At 61.2% G+C, this 17294-nt stretch carries 14 protein-coding genes; 8 read left to right on the forward strand and 6 right to left on the reverse strand.

The genetic code is table 11. The features are described from left to right. Window positions 1-5: 5 nt before the first annotated feature. Window positions 6-1559 carry a galactarate dehydratase gene (garD, locus tag HYI44_RS22185; RefSeq protein ID WP_225570544.1) on the forward strand — a complete coding sequence of 518 codons (1554 nt, stop codon included), beginning with the start codon at window positions 6-8 and terminating at the stop codon, window positions 1557-1559. Between the two features lie 322 nt (window positions 1560-1881). Continuing rightward, window positions 1882-2823 carry an AEC family transporter gene (locus HYI44_RS22190; RefSeq protein ID WP_045061478.1) on the forward strand — a complete coding sequence of 314 codons (942 nt, stop codon included), beginning with the start codon at window positions 1882-1884 and terminating at the stop codon, window positions 2821-2823. A 129-nt stretch (window positions 2824-2952) separates the two neighbouring features. On the opposite strand, the gene HYI44_RS22195 is transcribed toward HYI44_RS22190, so the two are convergent. From HYI44_RS22195 to gatC, 6 genes are all read right to left on the reverse strand, one after another. After that, window positions 2953-3333, reverse strand: a complete 381-nt coding sequence (locus tag HYI44_RS22195) for a carboxymuconolactone decarboxylase family protein (protein ID WP_045061477.1) — start codon at window positions 3331-3333, stop codon at window positions 2953-2955. Further along, a complete protein-coding gene (locus HYI44_RS22200; RefSeq protein WP_122838603.1) occupies window positions 3330-4394 on the reverse strand; it encodes a calcium/sodium antiporter in 1065 nt (354 codons plus the stop codon). The genes HYI44_RS22195 and HYI44_RS22200 overlap by 4 nt, the downstream gene beginning before the upstream one ends. A gap of 44 nt (window positions 4395-4438) precedes the next feature. Beyond that, window positions 4439-4813, reverse strand: a complete 375-nt coding sequence (locus HYI44_RS22205; protein WP_225570546.1) for a septal ring lytic transglycosylase RlpA family protein — start codon at window positions 4811-4813, stop codon at window positions 4439-4441. Window positions 4814-4961: 148 nt separating this feature from the next. Beyond that, window positions 4962-6407: an Asp-tRNA(Asn)/Glu-tRNA(Gln) amidotransferase subunit GatB gene (gene gatB, locus HYI44_RS22210; protein WP_122837498.1), complete on the reverse strand. Its 1446-nt coding sequence runs from the start codon at window positions 6405-6407 to the stop codon at window positions 4962-4964. A 10-nt stretch (window positions 6408-6417) separates the two neighbouring features. Further along, window positions 6418-7869: an Asp-tRNA(Asn)/Glu-tRNA(Gln) amidotransferase subunit GatA gene (gene gatA, locus HYI44_RS22215; RefSeq protein WP_045061474.1), complete on the reverse strand. Its 1452-nt coding sequence runs from the start codon at window positions 7867-7869 to the stop codon at window positions 6418-6420. 16 nt (window positions 7870-7885) lie between these two features. Beyond that, window positions 7886-8173 carry an Asp-tRNA(Asn)/Glu-tRNA(Gln) amidotransferase subunit GatC gene (gene gatC, locus HYI44_RS22220; RefSeq protein ID WP_045061473.1) on the reverse strand — a complete coding sequence of 96 codons (288 nt, stop codon included), beginning with the start codon at window positions 8171-8173 and terminating at the stop codon, window positions 7886-7888. 210 nt (window positions 8174-8383) lie between these two features. On the opposite strand from gatC, the gene mreB reads away from it, so the two are divergent. From mreB to HYI44_RS22250, 6 genes are all read left to right on the forward strand, one after another. Then, window positions 8384-9421, forward strand: a complete 1038-nt coding sequence (mreB, locus tag HYI44_RS22225; RefSeq protein ID WP_002555108.1) for a rod shape-determining protein MreB — start codon at window positions 8384-8386, stop codon at window positions 9419-9421. Between the two features lie 140 nt (window positions 9422-9561). After that, the gene (mreC, locus tag HYI44_RS22230; RefSeq protein ID WP_225570561.1) at window positions 9562-10656 is read left to right on the forward strand and encodes a rod shape-determining protein MreC; all 1095 of its coding nucleotides are present in this window, start codon (window positions 9562-9564) and stop codon (window positions 10654-10656) included. Further along, window positions 10656-11147: a rod shape-determining protein MreD gene (mreD, locus tag HYI44_RS22235; protein ID WP_225570547.1), complete on the forward strand. Its 492-nt coding sequence runs from the start codon at window positions 10656-10658 to the stop codon at window positions 11145-11147. The genes mreC and mreD overlap by 1 nt, the downstream gene beginning before the upstream one ends. Window positions 11148-11197: 50 nt before the next feature. Beyond that, window positions 11198-11794, forward strand: a complete 597-nt coding sequence (locus tag HYI44_RS22240; RefSeq protein WP_122837500.1) for a Maf family protein — start codon at window positions 11198-11200, stop codon at window positions 11792-11794. A gap of 57 nt (window positions 11795-11851) precedes the next feature. Next, window positions 11852-13309 carry a ribonuclease G gene (gene rng, locus HYI44_RS22245; protein ID WP_045061469.1) on the forward strand — a complete coding sequence of 486 codons (1458 nt, stop codon included), beginning with the start codon at window positions 11852-11854 and terminating at the stop codon, window positions 13307-13309. A 75-nt stretch (window positions 13310-13384) separates the two neighbouring features. Beyond that, window positions 13385-17188, forward strand: coding sequence for a YhdP family protein (locus HYI44_RS22250; RefSeq protein WP_225570548.1), 3804 nt, complete (start codon window positions 13385-13387; stop codon window positions 17186-17188). Window positions 17189-17294 lie beyond the last annotated feature (106 nt).

The following is a 17294-nucleotide window of genomic DNA, read 5'->3' on the forward strand; positions in this document are numbered from 1 at the left end:
GCGTCATGCAGTTGATTGAACATTCCGACTCGCCGCGCTACATCCGCCTCAACGAGCGGGACAACGTGGTCGTAGTGGTTAACGACCAGGGCGTGCCGGCCGGCACAGCGTTTGCGGACGGCCTGGTAACCCTGGACTTTGTGCCGCAGAGCCATAAAGTCACCCTGGAAGACATTCCCGAGGGTGGCCAGGTGATTCGCTACGGCCAGACCATTGGCTACGCGTTGCAGCCAATTCCCCGCGGCAGTTGGGTCAACGAGGATCAACTGCGCATGCCGACCGCGCCACCCCTGGACAGCCTGCCGCTGTCCACCGAAGTGCCGGCGGCGCAGGCTCCGCTGGAAGGCTTTACCTTCGAGGGTTATCGCAACGCCGATGGCACCGTGGGCACGCGCAACATCCTCGGCATTACCACCACGGTGCAGTGCGTCACCGGCGTGCTGGACCATGCGGTCAAGCGCATCAAGGACGAGTTGCTGCCCAGGTATCCGCATGTCGACGACGTGGTGGCGCTGACCCATAGCTATGGCTGTGGCGTGGCGATTACCGCAACAGACGCGTACATCCCCATCCGCACCGTGCGCAACCTGGCGCGCAACCCGAACCTGGGTGGCGAGGCGCTGGTGATCAGCCTGGGCTGCGAGAAGTTGCAGGCCGGGCAGGTAATGCACGAGGGCGACAGTTCGGTAGACCTGAGCGACCCGTGGTTGTACCGCCTGCAGGATTCCAGTCACGGGTTCACCGAGATGATCGAACAGATCATGGCGCTGGCCGAGACTCGCTTGAAAAAACTCGACCAGCGTCGTCGCGAAACCGTGCCGGCGTCCGAGCTGATTCTGGGCATGCAGTGCGGTGGCAGCGATGCGTTTTCCGGGATCACCGCCAACCCGGCCCTGGGCTACGCCTCGGACCTGTTGCTGCGGGCCGGTGCCACGGTGATGTTCTCCGAAGTCACCGAGGTGCGCGACGCGATCTACCTGCTGACCTCCCGCGCTGAAACCGAGGAAGTGGCGCAGGAACTGGTGCGGGAAATGGACTGGTACGACCGATACCTGGCCAAGGGCGAAGCGGATCGCAGTGCCAACACCACGCCGGGTAACAAGAAAGGCGGGTTGTCGAACATTGTCGAGAAGTCGTTGGGCTCGATCGTCAAGTCTGGCAGCAGCGCGATCAATGGCGTGCTGGGCCCTGGTGAACGCTTCAAGCGCAAAGGCCTGATTTTCTGCGCAACCCCGGCCAGTGATTTTGTCTGCGGGACCTTGCAGCTGGCGGCCGGGATGAACCTGCACGTATTCACCACCGGGCGCGGTACCCCGTATGGTCTGGCGATGGCGCCGGTAGTGAAAGTCTCGACCCGCACCGAGCTGGCGCAACGCTGGCCTGACCTCATCGATATCGATGCCGGGCGGATTGCGACAGGGCGGGCTTCGATCGAGGACCTGGGGTGGGAGTTGTTCCACTATTACCTGGATGTTGCCAGCGGCAAGAAACAGACATGGGCCGAGCAGCACAAGCTGCATAACGACATCACCCTGTTCAACCCGGCGCCGATTACCTAAGACCGCGTCGCCTGCATCGCTGGCAAGCCAGCTCCCACAGGGATTTCTGCGTTGCATAAAACGTATGAACATCGAGGATCTGTGTGAGCTGGCAAGCCAGCCCCCACAAGGATTTCGGCGTTGCATAAAACGTATGAACGTCGATGAATCTGTGAGAGCTGGCAAGCCAGCCCCCACAGGGATTTCTGCGTTGCATAGAACGTATGCACGCCGAGGAATCTGTGGGAGCTGGCTTGCCAGCGATAGCGGTCTACCAGACGCCAACGTCCCGGGTGGCTTATCATTAGCCACCTAACGACGCTCACCCAAGGTTAACTCCGGCATGCTGGCAATCTTCCTCGAAACCCTGAACATCACCGCCCCGGTGTTTGCCATGCTGTTTCTGGGTGTGCTGCTCAAACGCATTGACTGGATCAACGACAACTTTATCCACACCGCATCGGCCCTGGTGTTCAACGTCACCATGCCGGCGCTGCTGTTCCTGGGCATCCTGCATGCCGACCTGCATGCCGCCCTGCAACCGGAACTGCTGATCTATTTCTCGGTGGCGACCCTGGTGTGTTTCGCCATCGCCTGGGGCTGGGCGATCTGGAAATGTCCGCGGGAAGATCGCGGGATCTACACCCAGGGCGCATTCCGCGGTAATAACGGGGTGATCGGCCTGGCGCTGGCGGCGAGCATGTACGGCGACTACGGGATTTCCCTTGGGGCGATTCTCGCGGCGCTGGTGATCCTGTTCTACAACACCCTCTCGACTATCGTCCTGGCGGTGTACAGCCCGGTGATCAAGTCCGATCCCTGGAGTATCTTCAAGAGCGTGATGATCAACCCGCTGATCATCAGCGTGATTGCAGCGGCACCCTTTGCCTATTTCAAGATCGGCCTGCCGGGCTGGCTGGAAACCTCCGGGCAGTACCTGGCGCAGACCACTTTGCCCCTGGCCCTGATCTGCATCGGCGGCACCCTTTCGCTGGCAGCGATGCGAAAAAGTGGCTCGATGGCGCTCAGCTCCAGCCTGGTCAAGATGATCGGCCTGCCGGTGCTGGCGACGCTGGGCGCTTGGCTGTGGGGTTTTCGCGGGGCGGAACTGGGAATTTTGTTCCTGTACTTCGGCAGCCCGACCGCTGCCGCCAGTTTTGTCATGGCCCGCCAGGCCAATGGCAACCACGAGCTGGCGGCAGCGATCATAGTGATCACGACCTTGATGGCGGCGGTGACCACCAATGTCGGGATCTTTTTGTTGCAGTGGGGCGGGTGGATTTAGCCCAGGGGGTTGCGGCGCTCTCAAGGGCCTCATCGCGAGCAGGCTCGCTCCCACATTTGGAATGCATTGCCCTGTGGGAACGAGCCTGCTCGCGATGGCGGCAGACCTATCACCACAACTTTCGAATAATCATTCCGGCTTCTGGTAAGTATCAATCACTTCCTGCGCCGCCCTGAACGCATCGATGGCCGCCGGTACTCCTGCATACACCGCACAATGCAACAGCGCCTCGCGAATCTCTTCCACCGTGCAGCCATTGTTCAACGCTCCGCGCACGTGCCCCTTCAATTCCTGCGGACACTTGAGTGCGGTCAGCGCGGCCAGGGTGATCAGGCTGCGGGTTTTCAGCGGCAGGCCCTCGCGATTCCATACGCTGCCCCATGCGTGCTCGTTGACGAAGTCCTGCAGCGGCTGGGTAAAGTCGGTGGCATTGCCCAGTGCGCGATCGACAAAAGCATCGCCCATCACTTGCCGACGCACTTCAACGCCAGGTTTTTTATTGTCGGTCATGGCACTTCCTTTTTGTGGTGTTGGCGACGCCAGGCGAGCAGTGACGTAAGCAGCACAAACGCCACCAGGGCTGGCAGGACGAAAAACAGCATCAGGTGTTCAAGCTTGCCGGCCAGCGGCATGCCGGTGGTGAAGGACACCACATGCAGGCCGTACGCAAGGTACAGCCCTAGGAAAACCAGGCCTTCGGCACGCGTCACCCGATAACCGGAGTAGAAGATTGGCAGGCACAGCGCCGCGACGCCGAGCATCACCGGCAGGTCGAAATCCAGGGCGTTGGGCGAGACCGACAAGGGCGTCGGAGCAATCAGCGCCGTGACGCCGAGCACGCCCAGCAGGTTGAACAGGTTGCTGCCAATGACGTTGCCCACGGCAATTTCACGCTGGCCGCGCAAGGCCGCAATCAACGAGGTGGCCAATTCCGGCAGGGAAGTGCTGATGGCCACGATCGTCAGGCCGATGATCCGTTCCGAAAGCCCAAGATCAGTCGCGACCGCGACCGCAGCGCCCAATAGCAGGTGGCCGGCATACACCAGCATCCCCAGGCCGGCGACGATCATCAGCAGGCTGCTGAACCAGGGCGCCTGGCGAGTTTCATCGTGAGATGGCGGCCGCGCCGAGTGGCGCGACTGGCGCAACAACAGGCCCAGGTACACCATCAGCGCGGCCAGCAGCACCATGCCGTCGAAGCGGGTCAGTTCTTCATTCCAGGCGAGTATGAACACCAGCAGGCTGGCGCCGATCATCAGCGGAATATCCAGGCGCACCACCTGCCGGGACACCCGCAGGGGGATAATCAGCGCCGACAGGCCAAGCGTTACCAGGATGTTGAAAATGCTGCTGCCGATGACGCTGCCCACCGCAATGTCGACGTTCTGTGCCAGGGTCGCCTGCAGGCTGATGGCCATTTGTGGCGCGCTGCTGCCGAGGGCGACGATGGTCAGGCCGATGATCAGCGGCCGCACGTGCAGGCGTGCGGCCAGGCGTACGGCGGCCCGCACCATCAGCTCGGCGCCGGCGATCAGTAGAACTAGGCCGCTGAGCAATTCAATTACGTTGATCAGGGGCAAATCTGCAAGTCCGAAAATGGTCGGCGCTCCAGCTGTCAGTCGTCGAGGGCTTGCACCCGCACCCGTGCGGTCCCGCTTCTGAGCATGCCCAGGCGTGCGGCAGCCTCGTGGGAAAGGTCAATCAGTCGCCCACGGGTGTGCGGGCCGCGGTCATTGATGCGGACCACGCAAGACTTGTCGTTGCTCAGGTTGGTGACCTTCACCCGCGTACCGAAGGGTAGTTGGCGATGGGCGGCGGTCAGGGAATTCTTGTTGAAACGCTCGCCACTGGCGGTGCGTTTCCCTTGGTGTTTGGCGCCGTAGTAGGACGCCGTGCCGGTCCTGTCGTAGCCGTGGGGATCGACGATTTCATTGCTGGAACAGCCGGCCAACAGAGAGAGCAGGGCGCAAAGCCCGAGTAGACGCTTCATTCAGGGTTTCCCGAAAACAAATGTGGGAGCCAGCCTGCGGGCGATTGCGGAGTGTCAGACACGAATAGGGTGAATGTCAGACCGCTATCGCCAGCAGGCTGGCTCCCACAAGGAGTCGAGCCAGATTTGAAGGCTGGCTCCATTCTCATCAGCCTTCGAGTTTGCTTTTCAGCAGTTCGTTGACCTGTTGCGGATTGGCCTTGCCTTTGGAGGCTTTCATGGCCTGGCCGACGAAGAAGCCGAACATCTTGCCGCGTTTGGCTTCATCTGCCGCGCGGTATTGTTCGACCTGCTCGGCGTTGGCCGCGAGCATCTCGTCCAGCACCGCCGAGATCGCACCGGTATCGGTCACTTGCTTGAGGCCGCGCTTGTCGATGATCTCGTCAGCGCTGCCTTCACCGTTGGCCATGGCTTCAAAGACCACCTTGGCGATCTTGCCGGAGATGGTGTTGTCCTTGATGCGCAGCAGCATCCCGCCCAGTTGCTCGGCCGAGACCGGCGACTGGTCAATGTCCACGCCCTGCTTGTTCAACAGGCTGCCCAGCTCAACCATCACCCAGTTGGCCGCCAGCTTGGCGTCGCCGCTGATGCTCACGACTTTCTCGAAGTAATCGGCTTGTTCGCGACTGGTGGCCAGGACGCTGGCGTCGTAGACCGACAGACCGAACTGCTCCTGGAAACGCTCGCGCTTCTGCGGCGGCAATTCCGGCAGGGTCGCGCGCACGTCGTCGAGGAACGAGTCCTCGATGACCACGGGCAGCAGGTCCGGATCCGGGAAGTAACGGTAGTCGTTGGCTTCCTCCTTGCTGCGCATCGGACGGGTTTCGTCCTTGTTCGGATCGTACAGGCGGGTCTGCTGGATCACTTTGCCGCCGTCTTCGATCAGCTCGATCTGGCGCTGCACTTCGGTGTTGATCGCCTTCTCGATGAAACGGAACGAGTTGACGTTCTTGATTTCGCAGCGCGTGCCGAACTCGGCCTGGCCCTTCGGACGGATCGACACGTTGCAGTCGCAACGCAGCGAGCCTTCGGCCATGTTGCCATCACAGATGCCCAGGTAACGCACCAGTGCGTGGACAGCCTTGACGTAAGCCACGGCTTCCTTGGCACTGCGCATGTCCGGCTCGGAAACGATTTCCAGCAGCGGCGTGCCGGCACGGTTCAGGTCGATGCCGGTGGCGCCATTGAACTCTTCGTGCAGGCTTTTACCGGCGTCTTCTTCCAGGTGCGCCCGGGTGATGCCGACGCGCTTGACCGTGCCGTCTTCCAGGGCGATGTCCAGGTGGCCCTTGCCGACAATCGGCAGTTCCATCTGGCTGATCTGGTAGCCCTTGGGCAGGTCCGGATAAAAGTAGTTTTTACGGGCGAACACGTTGTGCTGGCCGATTTCGGCATCGATGGCCAGGCCAAACATCACCGCCATGCGCACCGCTTCCTGGTTCAGTACCGGCAGGACGCCAGGCATGCCGAGGTCAACCAGGCTGGCCTGGGTGTTCGGCTCGGAACCGAAAGTGGTGGAGCTACCGGAAAAAATTTTCGACCGGGTGGTGAGCTGGGTATGAATCTCCAGCCCGATCACGACTTCCCATTGCATGTGTTTCTCCTCAGAAGCCGGTTGGGGTGCGGGTGTGCCAGTCAGTGTTGAGCTGATACTGGTGGGCAACGTTCAACAGGCGACCTTCCTGGAAATACGGGGCAAGCAGTTGCACGCCCACCGGCAGGCCATCGACGAAACCGGCCGGCATGGACAAGCCCGGCAAGCCGGCGAGGTTGGCGGTGATGGTGTAGACGTCTTCCAGGTAGGCAGCGACCGGGTCACTGTTCTTGGCGCCGAGCTTCCAGGCCGGGTTCGGCGTGGTTGGGCCGAGGATGATGTCGACCTCGTTGAAGGCGGCCATGAAGTCATTTTTCACCAGGCGGCGGATCTTCTGCGCCTTCAGGTAATAGGCGTCGTAGTAGCCGGCCGACAGCGCGTAGGCGCCGACCATGATGCGGCGCTGCACTTCCGGGCCGAAACCTTCACCGCGGGAACGCTTGTACAGGTCGATCAGGTTTTTCGGGTCTTCGCAGCGATAGCCGAAACGTACCCCGTCGAAACGCGACAGGTTGGAGGAGGCTTCTGCCGGGGCGATCACGTAGTACGCAGGAATCGCGTGCTGCATGTTCGGCAGGCTGATTTCCTTGATCACGGCACCGAGCTTTTCCAGCTCCTTGATGCTGTTGTGGATCAGCTCAGCGATGCGCGGGTCCAGACCGGCGCTGAAGTATTCCTTCGGCACGCCGATGCGCAGCCCTTGCAGCGAGCCGTTGAGGCTGGCGCTGTAATCCGGCACGGGCTCGTCGATGCTGGTGGAGTCATTGGCATCGAAACCGGCCATGCCTTGCAGCAGGATCGCGCAGTCTTCGGCGGTGCGCGCCAGAGGGCCGCCCTGATCGAGACTGGAGGCGTAAGCGATCATGCCCCAGCGCGAAACACGACCGTACGTCGGTTTAAGGCCGGTGAGGTTGGTAAACGCGGCGGGCTGACGAATGGAGCCGCCGGTGTCGGTCGCGGTGGCGGCCGGCAGTAGGCGCGCGGCAACGGCCGCAGCTGAACCGCCGGACGAACCGCCCGGTACGTGTTCCAGGTTCCACGGGTTTTTCACCGCGCCGTAGTAGCTCGACTCGTTGGCCGAACCCATGGCGAATTCGTCCATGTTGGTTTTGCCCAGGGTCACGGCCCCGGCAGCGGCCAGCTTGGCAACCACGGTGGCATCGTACGGCGCCTTGAAGTTGTCGAGCATCTTCGAGCCGCAGCTGGTGCGGATGCCCTGGGTGCAGAACAGGTCCTTGTGGGCGATCGGCGCGCCAAGCAGGGCGCCGCTCTCACCATTGGCCCGGCGGGCGTCAGCGGCTTTGGCCTGCTGCAGCGCGAGGTCCTCGGTGAGGCTAATGAAGCTGTTGAGCTGTGGATCGAGCTGGGCGATACGCGCCAGCAGGACCTTGGTCAGCTCTTCGGAAGAAAACTTTTTGTCGGCGAGTCCGCGGGCGATCTCGGCCAGAGTCATTTGATGCATTGCAGGCTCTTTCCCTTTAGTCGATGACTTTCGGAACCAGGTACAGGCCGTTTTCGACCGCTGGTGCGATGGACTGGTAGGCCTCGCGATGATCGGTCTCGGTCACGACGTCCGCGCGCAGGCGCTGGCTGGCTTCCAGTGGGTGGGCGAGCGGCTCGATACCGTCGGTATTGACCGCCTGCATTTCGTCGACCAGCCCGAGAATGCTGTTCAGGGCCGAAGTGATGTGTGGAAGATCGGCATCATTGAGGCCAAGGCAGGCCAGATGAGCGATTTTTTCCACGTCGGAGCGTTCAAGCGCCATGGGAATCTCCAGTGGAAAACAGAACGGACGGCGTCCGTGTGTTAGATTGTCGGAACACTACCGCATTTCTACGGTCATAAGGCCGCGATTGTGGGGGTTGGTGCACAGAAAAGCGGCCAATTTAACATATTGGCGCCTTGCCCAAAATCCCTGTCGTTGTTAGAGTTTGCCGCACTTTTTTACCCACGCGTTGCCTAGGGTCCTTTCCCCATGTTCAAGAAACTGCGTGGCATGTTTTCCAGCGATCTTTCCATTGACCTGGGCACTGCCAACACCCTTATTTACGTGCGCGAGCGCGGAATCGTTCTGAATGAGCCATCGGTTGTGGCCATTCGGACACACGGTAACCAGAAAAGTGTCGTGGCCGTCGGCACCGAGGCCAAGCGTATGCTCGGCCGTACTCCAGGAAATATTGCTGCCATTCGTCCGATGAAAGACGGCGTAATCGCCGACTTCAGCGTCTGCGAAAAGATGCTGCAGTACTTCATCAACAAGGTTCATGAAAACAGCTTTCTGCAGCCTAGCCCCCGAGTGCTGATCTGCGTTCCATGCAAATCCACCCAGGTTGAGCGTCGTGCCATCCGTGAATCGGCCCTCGGTGCCGGTGCCCGTGAAGTGTTCCTGATCGAAGAGCCGATGGCTGCTGCGATCGGCGCCGGCCTGCCGGTAGAGGAAGCTCGCGGTTCGATGGTTGTCGATATCGGTGGCGGTACCACTGAAATCGCGCTGATCTCCCTGAACGGTGTGGTCTATGCCGAATCCGTACGGGTTGGCGGCGACCGCTTCGACGAAGCGATCATCACCTACGTGCGTCGCAACTACGGCAGCCTGATCGGCGAATCCACCGCCGAGCGCATCAAGCAGGAAATCGGTACGGCCTACCCGGGCGGCGAAGTTCGCGAAGTCGATGTTCGCGGTCGCAACCTGGCTGAAGGCGTGCCACGTGCTTTCACCCTGAACTCCAACGAAGTGCTGGAAGCTCTGCAAGAGTCCCTGGCAACCATCGTTCAGGCAGTGAAAAGCGCGCTGGAGCAATCGCCTCCGGAACTGGCTTCCGATATCGCCGAGCGTGGCCTGGTGCTGACCGGTGGTGGCGCCTTGCTGCGCGACCTCGACAAGCTGCTGGCCCAGGAAACCGGCCTGCCGGTGATCGTTGCCGAAGACCCGTTGACCTGCGTTGCTCGCGGCGGTGGCCGTGCATTGGAAATGATGGATAAACACACCATGGACCTGCTCTCCAGCGAATAAGTCGCGGGGTTGCATCTATGCTGTTGAGCGCACAGGCAGCACTTTGCAGTGCTGCCTGTTGGCGTTTATCTTCTGTCAGTCTGCATCCAGGCCGGTCTGCCGTATGAATAAACAAAACATTTGCCTGGGAGGAGCGGCTTATTAAACCGCTTTTCACCAAAGGGCCTTCACTGGGCGTGCGCTTGTTGGTGCTGGTCGTGCTATCGGTCGCGCTGATGGTGGTCGATGCCCGCTTCACACTGCTCAAGCCAGTGCGTAGCCAAATGTCGCTGGTGCTGATGCAGTCCTACTGGATCACCGACCTGCCGCAGCGGTTATGGCAAGGCGTGGCCAGTCAGTTTGGCAGCCGCACCGAACTGGTCGCCGAAAACGAAAAACTCAAGACCGAAAACCTGCTGCTGCAGGGCCGCATGCAAAAGCTTGCCGCCCTGACCGAGCAGAACGTTCGGCTGCGCGAGTTGCTCAATTCTTCGGCCTTGGTCAACGAAAAGGTCGAAGTGGCCGAGTTGATCGGCATGGACCCCAATCCCTTCACCCATCGCATCATCATCAACAAGGGTGAGCGCGACGGCGTGGTCCTTGGCCAGCCGGTACTCGATGCCCGCGGCTTGATGGGGCAGGTGGTGGAGTTGATGCCCTACACCTCCCGCGTGTTGCTGCTGACCGATACCACCCACAGCATTCCGGTGCAGGTGAATCGCAATGGCCTGCGTGCAATCGCCAGTGGCACCGGTAACCCGGAACGCCTGGAATTGCGCCATGTGGCCGATACGGCCGACATCAAGGAAGGCGACCTGCTGGTCAGTTCCGGCTTGGGCCAGCGGTTCCCGGCCGGTTACCCGGTGGCCACGGTCAAGGAAGTGATCCATGACTCCGGCCAGCCATTTGCCATCGTTCGCGCCGTACCCACCGCCGCATTGAACCGCAGTCGTTACCTGCTGCTGGTGTTCAGCGACGGGCGCACGGCCGAAGAGCGTGCCAATGACGCAGCCCAGGCCCAGGAAACCCTGGACCAGTACGGTGGCGGCCCGATGATTCCTGCCACGGTGCCCAGACCTGCCATGGTCCCGGCGGCAGCGACCGCGCCCGCAGCTCCCGCTGTGCCGGCGGTCGTCGCGCCGGTGACGCCTGCCGCCGCTACCCCGGTCAAGCCTGTGGTGACAAAGCCGCCGGTCACCAGGCCTGCTGCCAAACCGCCTGTCTCTGCACCGGCTAACACTGGGGGACGAGAATAATGGTCGGTACGACTGCATCCCGAAACGGCTGGATCGTCTGGCTGACCTTCGCCATCGGCATGCTGCTCAGCGTCTCACCGCTGCCGCAGTTCATGGAAATCCTGCGCCCATTGTGGCTGGGATTGCTGCTGGCCTTCTGGGCACTGGCGATGCCGCAGAAAGTCGGCATGGTCACCGCATGGTGCCTGGGTCTGGCCGAGGACGTGCTCTATGGCACGCTGCTGGGCCAGAACGCCTTGATTCTCACGCTCATCACCTTCCTGGTGCTGTCGCTGCAACAACGCCTGCGGATGTTCCCTATGTGGCAGCAGAGCCTGGTGATCCTGGTGATCTTCGGCCTGGCCCAACTGGTTCAGCTATGGCTCAGCGCCCTCACCGGTAATCGCCAGCCGACACTGGCGCTGGTATTGCCCGCGCTGGTCAGTGCCCTGCTGTGGCCGTGGATCAGCTACGGTTTGCGCGGGCTGCGTCGACGCTACAAGATCAACTAATTCGGTCAGGCATTTGCCCGCACGGGTTTACTGGACAGGGAGATGTCGTGATGAAACAGCTATTTCTCGCCTCAGGCTCGCCACGTCGGCGTGAGTTGCTCACGCAGATTGGCGTGCCGTTTTCCGCCATCAGTGCGGACATCGATGAAACCCCCTTGAATGACGAATCCCCTTCGGCCTACGTCGAGCGCCTGGCGCGAGGCAAGGCCGAGGCCGGGCGTGATGCTGTCGTGTCCGCCGCAGAGTATTGCGTGCTGGGCGCCGACACCGCCGTAGTGCTGGACGGGAAAATTCTTGGCAAGCCGGTGGACGAAGCTGACGCATGCGCCATGCTTATGATGATGTCCGGTCGCGAGCATGAAGTTCTGACAGGTATCGCCGTGCTCGATGGCGCGCATTGCGAATCCCGGGTGATCCGCAGCCTGGTGCGTTTTCGCCGCATTGAAGCGCCAGAAGCGGCGGCCTACTGGGCCAGCGGCGAACCCCGTGACAAGGCCGGCGGTTATGGTATCCAGGGGCTCGGCGCGGTGTTCGTGGCGGGGCTGGATGGCAGCTACTCGGCGGTGGTTGGCTTGCCACTGTGCGAAACCGCAGAACTGCTGGGCCATTTCGGCATACCCTGTTGGCAAACCCTTAACGCGCTCTGAGCGTCGTACTGACAAGATGCGGCCATTATCGTGAAAATGCCTGAACGAGACCCTGCCATGAGTGAAGAGATCCTGATCAACATCACGCCGATGGAATCGCGCGTGGCGGTGGTTGAAAACGGTGTTCTGCAAGAGGTTCATGTCGAGCGCACGCAAAAGCGCGGGATTGTCGGCAACATCTACAAGGGCAAGGTCGTTCGGGTATTGCCGGGGATGCAGGCAGCTTTTGTCGACATCGGCCTGGATCGGGCCGCGTTCATCCACGCCTCGGAGATTTCCCTGCGCGAAGGGCCTGCGGTCGAGAGCATCAGCGCACTGGTTCACGAAGGCCAGAGCCTGGTGGTGCAAGTCACCAAGGACCCGATCGGCTCCAAAGGCGCACGCCTGACCACCCAGCTGTCGATTCCGTCGCGATACCTGGTGTACATGCCGCGTACGGCCCATGTCGGCATCTCCCTGAAAATTGAAGACGAAGGCGAGCGTGAACGGCTCAAGCAGGTGGTCACCGACTGCGTGGCCAGGGAAGGGATCAAGGAAGCGGGCGGTTTCATTCTGCGCACGGCCGCAGAAGGCGCCGGTGCCGATGAAATCCTCATGGACATCCGTTACCTGCGCAGGCTCTGGGATCAGATCAACGAGCAAATCAAGACCATCGGCGCGCCGAGCGTGATCTACGAAGACCTCGGCCTGGCGCTGCGCACCTTGCGCGACCTGGTCAGCCCGAAGATCGAAAAAATCCGCATCGACTCCCGGGAAACCTTCCAGAAAACCACGCAGTTCGTCGCTGAACTGATGCCGGAAATTGCTGATCGCCTGGAGCATTACCCGGGTGAACGGCCGATTTTCGATCTTTACGGCGTCGAAGATGAAATCCAGAAGGCCCTTGAGCGCAAAGTCCCGCTCAAATCCGGTGGCTACCTGGTGGTCGATCCGGCGGAAGCCATGAGCACCATCGACGTCAACACCGGGGCTTTTGTCGGGCATCGCAACCTCGAAGAAACCATCTTCAAGACCAACCTGGAAGCGGCCACCGCCATCGCTCGTCAACTGCGCCTGCGCAACCTGGGCGGGATCATCATCATCGACTTCATCGACATGGAAGACGAAGAGCACCAGCGCCAGGTCCTGCGTACCCTCGAAAAACAGCTGGAGCGCGACCACGCCAAGACCAACATCATCGGCATCACCGAGCTGGGCCTGGTGCAGATGACCCGCAAGCGTACCCGTGAAAGTCTCGAACAGGTGCTGTGCGAACCTTGCAGCAGCTGCCAGGGCCGGGGCAAGCTGAAGACGCCGGAAACCGTCTGCTATGAAATTTTCCGGGAAATCCTGCGGGAGGCTCGCGCCTATCAGGCCGAAGGCTATCGTGTATTGGCGAACCAGAAAGTTGTCGACCGTCTGTTGGATGAGGAGTCCGGCAATGTCGCCGAACTCGAAGGATTTATCGGCCGCACCATCCGGTTCCAGGTGGAAACCATGTATTCACAGGAACAATACGACGTGGTGCTGCTCTGAACCCTTACGTCGTCAATCACCTGGAACAGCTGGCCTCAGCTTTCTGCAGTTTTAACGCCATGGGAGCCAACTGACATGGACCGTCTGACACGCATTTTGGCCGCACTGACCCGCTGGGGTCTGGGCCTGTGCGCGTTGGCTTTGGTGCTGATGGCGCTCTACGTCAGCCTTGGGCGGGAACTGACGCCGCTGGTGGCCGAATACCGGGCCGAGGTCGAGGCCAAGGCCAGCGCCGCGTTGGGTATGCCGCTGCACATCGGTGAACTGGAAGGTAACTGGAGCGGATTTGCGCCGATCCTGCTGGCCCATGACGTGATGCTCGGCGAAGGAGCAAACGCTCTGCGCCTGGACCAGGTGCGCGCTGTGCCGGATATCTTGGCCAGCCTGCTGGCCCGCGAAGTGCGCCTGGCCCATCTCGAACTCAACGGCCTGAAGATCAGCCTCAAGGAAGGCGAGGATGGCCATTGGGCACTGGAAGGATTGCCCGTCCAGCAGGATCAGCCGCTGGACCCTGAGCAACTGCTAAATCGTATGCAGATGGTCCAGCAGCTTTCGGTCCTTGATAGCCAGGTGACCTTGCAGCCGCTGGATCATGTGCCGCTTACCCTGACGTATGTCGGCATGAGCCTCAAGACCGGCAGCTCCCGACAGCGGCTCGATGCCCGGCTGACATTGCCGGATGGCCAGCCATTGGCCCTGAGCCTGCGCACTCGGCTGCAGGCCAGCGACTGGAAGAACGGTGCGGCGGACGCCTATCTCAGCCTGCCGCAAAGTGACTGGTCGAAGTGGCTGCCAGAGCGTCTGACCCAACACTGGAATTTCACCGAGATCAAGGCCGGCGGCGAGCTGTGGGTAAACTGGAGCAAGGGCGCGCTGCAGAGCGCGGCCGTGCGTTTGAACGCGCCGCAAATCAAAGGTGCCTACGCCGAGCGCAAGCCGATCCAGATCAGCAACCTGGCACTCAACGCCTATTTCCAGCGTGACGCCGCGGGTGCGCTGGTCACGCTGGACTCCTTGGCCATGAACTTCGGCGAAACCCGTTGGGAATCGCGACTGCAACTCAAGCAGAGCGGGGCCAGTGATAACACCCCGGAACTGTGGCACCTGCAGGCCGATCGCCTCGACCTTACGCCCCTCACGCCGCTGTTGAATGCGCTGGGCCCCTTGCCTGAAGGCGTCGCCACGGCGGTCGAGCGACTTAAAGTGACTGGTAGCCTGCGTAATGTACTGCTCGACTTCCGGCCAGCGGCCACGGACGACAGCAAAATCAGCTTTGCCGCCAACCTCGACCGGGTAGGCTTCAATGCCTATCACGGTGCACCGGCGGCGCGAAATGTCAGTGGCAGTATCAGTGGCGACCTGGGGCAGGGCGAGTTGCGCATGGACAGCAAGGACTTTTCCCTGCACCTGGACCCGATCTTCGCCAAGCCCTGGCAGTACCTCCAGGCCAACGCCAAGCTGACCTGGAAAATTGATAAAGAAGCCTTCACCCTGACCGCGCCCTACCTGAAGGTGTTGGGCGAGGAGGGCAAGATTGCCGGCGACTTCCTGATCCGCCTGCATTTCGATCATTCCCAGGAAGACTACATGGACCTGCGGGTCGGCCTGGTGGACGGTGATGGTAAATACACTGCCAAGTACCTGCCGACCGTATTGAGCCCGGCGCTGGACGAATGGCTGCGCACCGCGATTCTCAAGGGCGCGGTAGACGAAGGTTTCTTCCAGTACCAGGGCTCGCTGGCCCACGGCGCTGCAGAAGCGGATCGCAGCATCAGCCTGTTCTTCAAGGTTCATGACGCAGAACTGGCCTTCCAGCCTGGCTGGCCGCATGTCAGCAAGGTCAGTGGCGATGTGTTCATCGAGGACAGCGGGGTGCGGATTCTTGCCAGCAAAGGGCAGTTGCTCGACACCCAGGTTCGCGATATCTACGTCGAAATTCCCCATGCGGCTGCCGGCAAAAGCAGTCACCTGCTGCTCGACGGCGCTTTTGCCGGGGGCCTGGGCGATGGCCTGAAAATTCTCCAGACCGCGCCGATCGGTACCGCGCAGACCTTTGCCGGCTGGGAAGGCGAGGGCGACCTGCAGGGCAAGCTGAAGCTGGATATTGCGCTGGCCAAGGGCGAGCTACCGAAAATCCTGGTCGACTTCAAGACCGCCAAGTCGCGCCTGAAATTGAGCGAACCGGCACTGGAATTGACCCAGCTCAAGGGTGATTTCCGTTTCGACAGCACCAAAGGCCTTAGCGGTCAGAACATCACGGCACGGGCCTTTGATAAGCCGGTCTCCGCGCAGATCTTTGCCGATGGCAGTGCCGGCAATCTGAAAACCCGGGTGACGGCATCGGGTCAGGTCGAGGTGAAAAAACTCACCGATTGGTTAAGCGTGACGCAGCCGTTGCCGGTCACCGGCGTGATTCCCTATCAACTGCAGCTCAACCTTGGCGGAGCCGACAGCCAGTTACTGGTCAGCTCCAATCTCAAGGGCGTTGCCATCGATCTGCCTGCGCCGTTTGGGATGGCAGCGGATGAGGGGCGCGACACCACGTTCCGCATGACCCTGCAGGGTGAGGATCGGCGTTACTGGGTCAATTACGGCGAGCTGGCGAACTTCACCTATGAAGCACCCGTCAGCAATTTCGCCGAAGGTCGTGGCGAACTGCTGCTAGGTGGCGGACAGGCCGTCGTGCCGGGTGCCAAGGGCCTGCGAGTGCGCGGTTCGCTACCGGAACTGGACGTCGGGCCCTGGAAGGACCTGGCAGACAAATATGCCGGCCAGGATCCTGGCGGCAGTGCCAAGCAGTTGCTCAGCAGCGCCGACCTGAAGATCGGCAAGCTCACCGCCATGGGTACGACCCTGGATCAGGCATCGGTGCAGTTGAACCGCAGGCCGGCCTCGTGGGCCCTGCAGCTCGACAGCCAACAGGTCAAGGGCACGGTCGCCATCCCTGACGCCAAAGGTGCGCCGATTGCCATCAACCTGCAGTACGTGAAGTTGCCAGCGCCCGATCCGACGGTCCTCGCCGATGAGAATTCGCCGGATCCGCTGGCCACCGTGGACCCGACAAAGATTCCGGCGCTGGATGTCATGATCAACCAGCTGTACCAGGGCAAGGACCTGGTTGGCGCCTGGTCGCTGAAGGTCCGCCCCACGGCCAAAGGCATTGCCCTCAACACCCTGGACCTGGGCCTCAAGGGCATCCTGCTGCAAGGCAGCGGTGGCTGGGAAGGCACACCGGGCGCATCGAGCAGCTGGTACAAGGGCCGGATCAGCGGCAAGAATCTCGCCGACGTACTGAAGGGTTGGGGATTCGCGCCGAGTGTCACCAGTGAAAACTTTCACATGGACGTCGACGGTCGCTGGCCCGGTTCGCCAGCCTGGCTGGCCACCAAGCGCTTCTCCGGCAGCCTCGATGCGTCGCTGAACAAAGGCCAGTTCGTCGAAGTTGATGGCGGCGCCCAGGCATTGCGGGTATTTGGCCTGCTGAACTTCAACTCCATCGGCCGGCGCCTGCGCCTGGACTTTTCCGACCTGTTCGGCAAAGGCTTGAGCTACGATCGGGTCAAGGGACTGCTGGTCGCAAGTGACGGGGTCTACGTCACCCGCGAGCCGATCCTGATGACTGGCCCATCGAGCAACATCGAGTTGAATGGCACCCTGGACCTGGTGGGCGACAAGGTCGATGCCAAGTTGCTGGTGACCTTGCCGGTGACCAATAACCTGCCAATTGCCGCGCTGATTGTCGGCGCACCGGCCATCGGAGGCGCGCTGTTCCTGATCGACAAGTTGATCGGCGACCGCGTGGCGCGTTTCGCCAGCGTCAAGTACACCGTCAAGGGGCCGTGGAAAGAACCGAAAATCACGTTCGACAAGCCTTTTTGAAATCATCAGCCAGGCTCGATGGAGTAGCATGGCCCCTGTAGGAGCTGCCGCAGGCTGCGATCTTTTGACGTTGATTTCAAAATCGTCAAGATCAAAAGATCGCAGC

The sequence above is a fragment of the Pseudomonas sp. Y24-6 genome, assembly GCF_020295325.1.
GTDB lineage: Bacteria > Pseudomonadota > Gammaproteobacteria > Pseudomonadales > Pseudomonadaceae > Aquipseudomonas > Aquipseudomonas gregormendelii.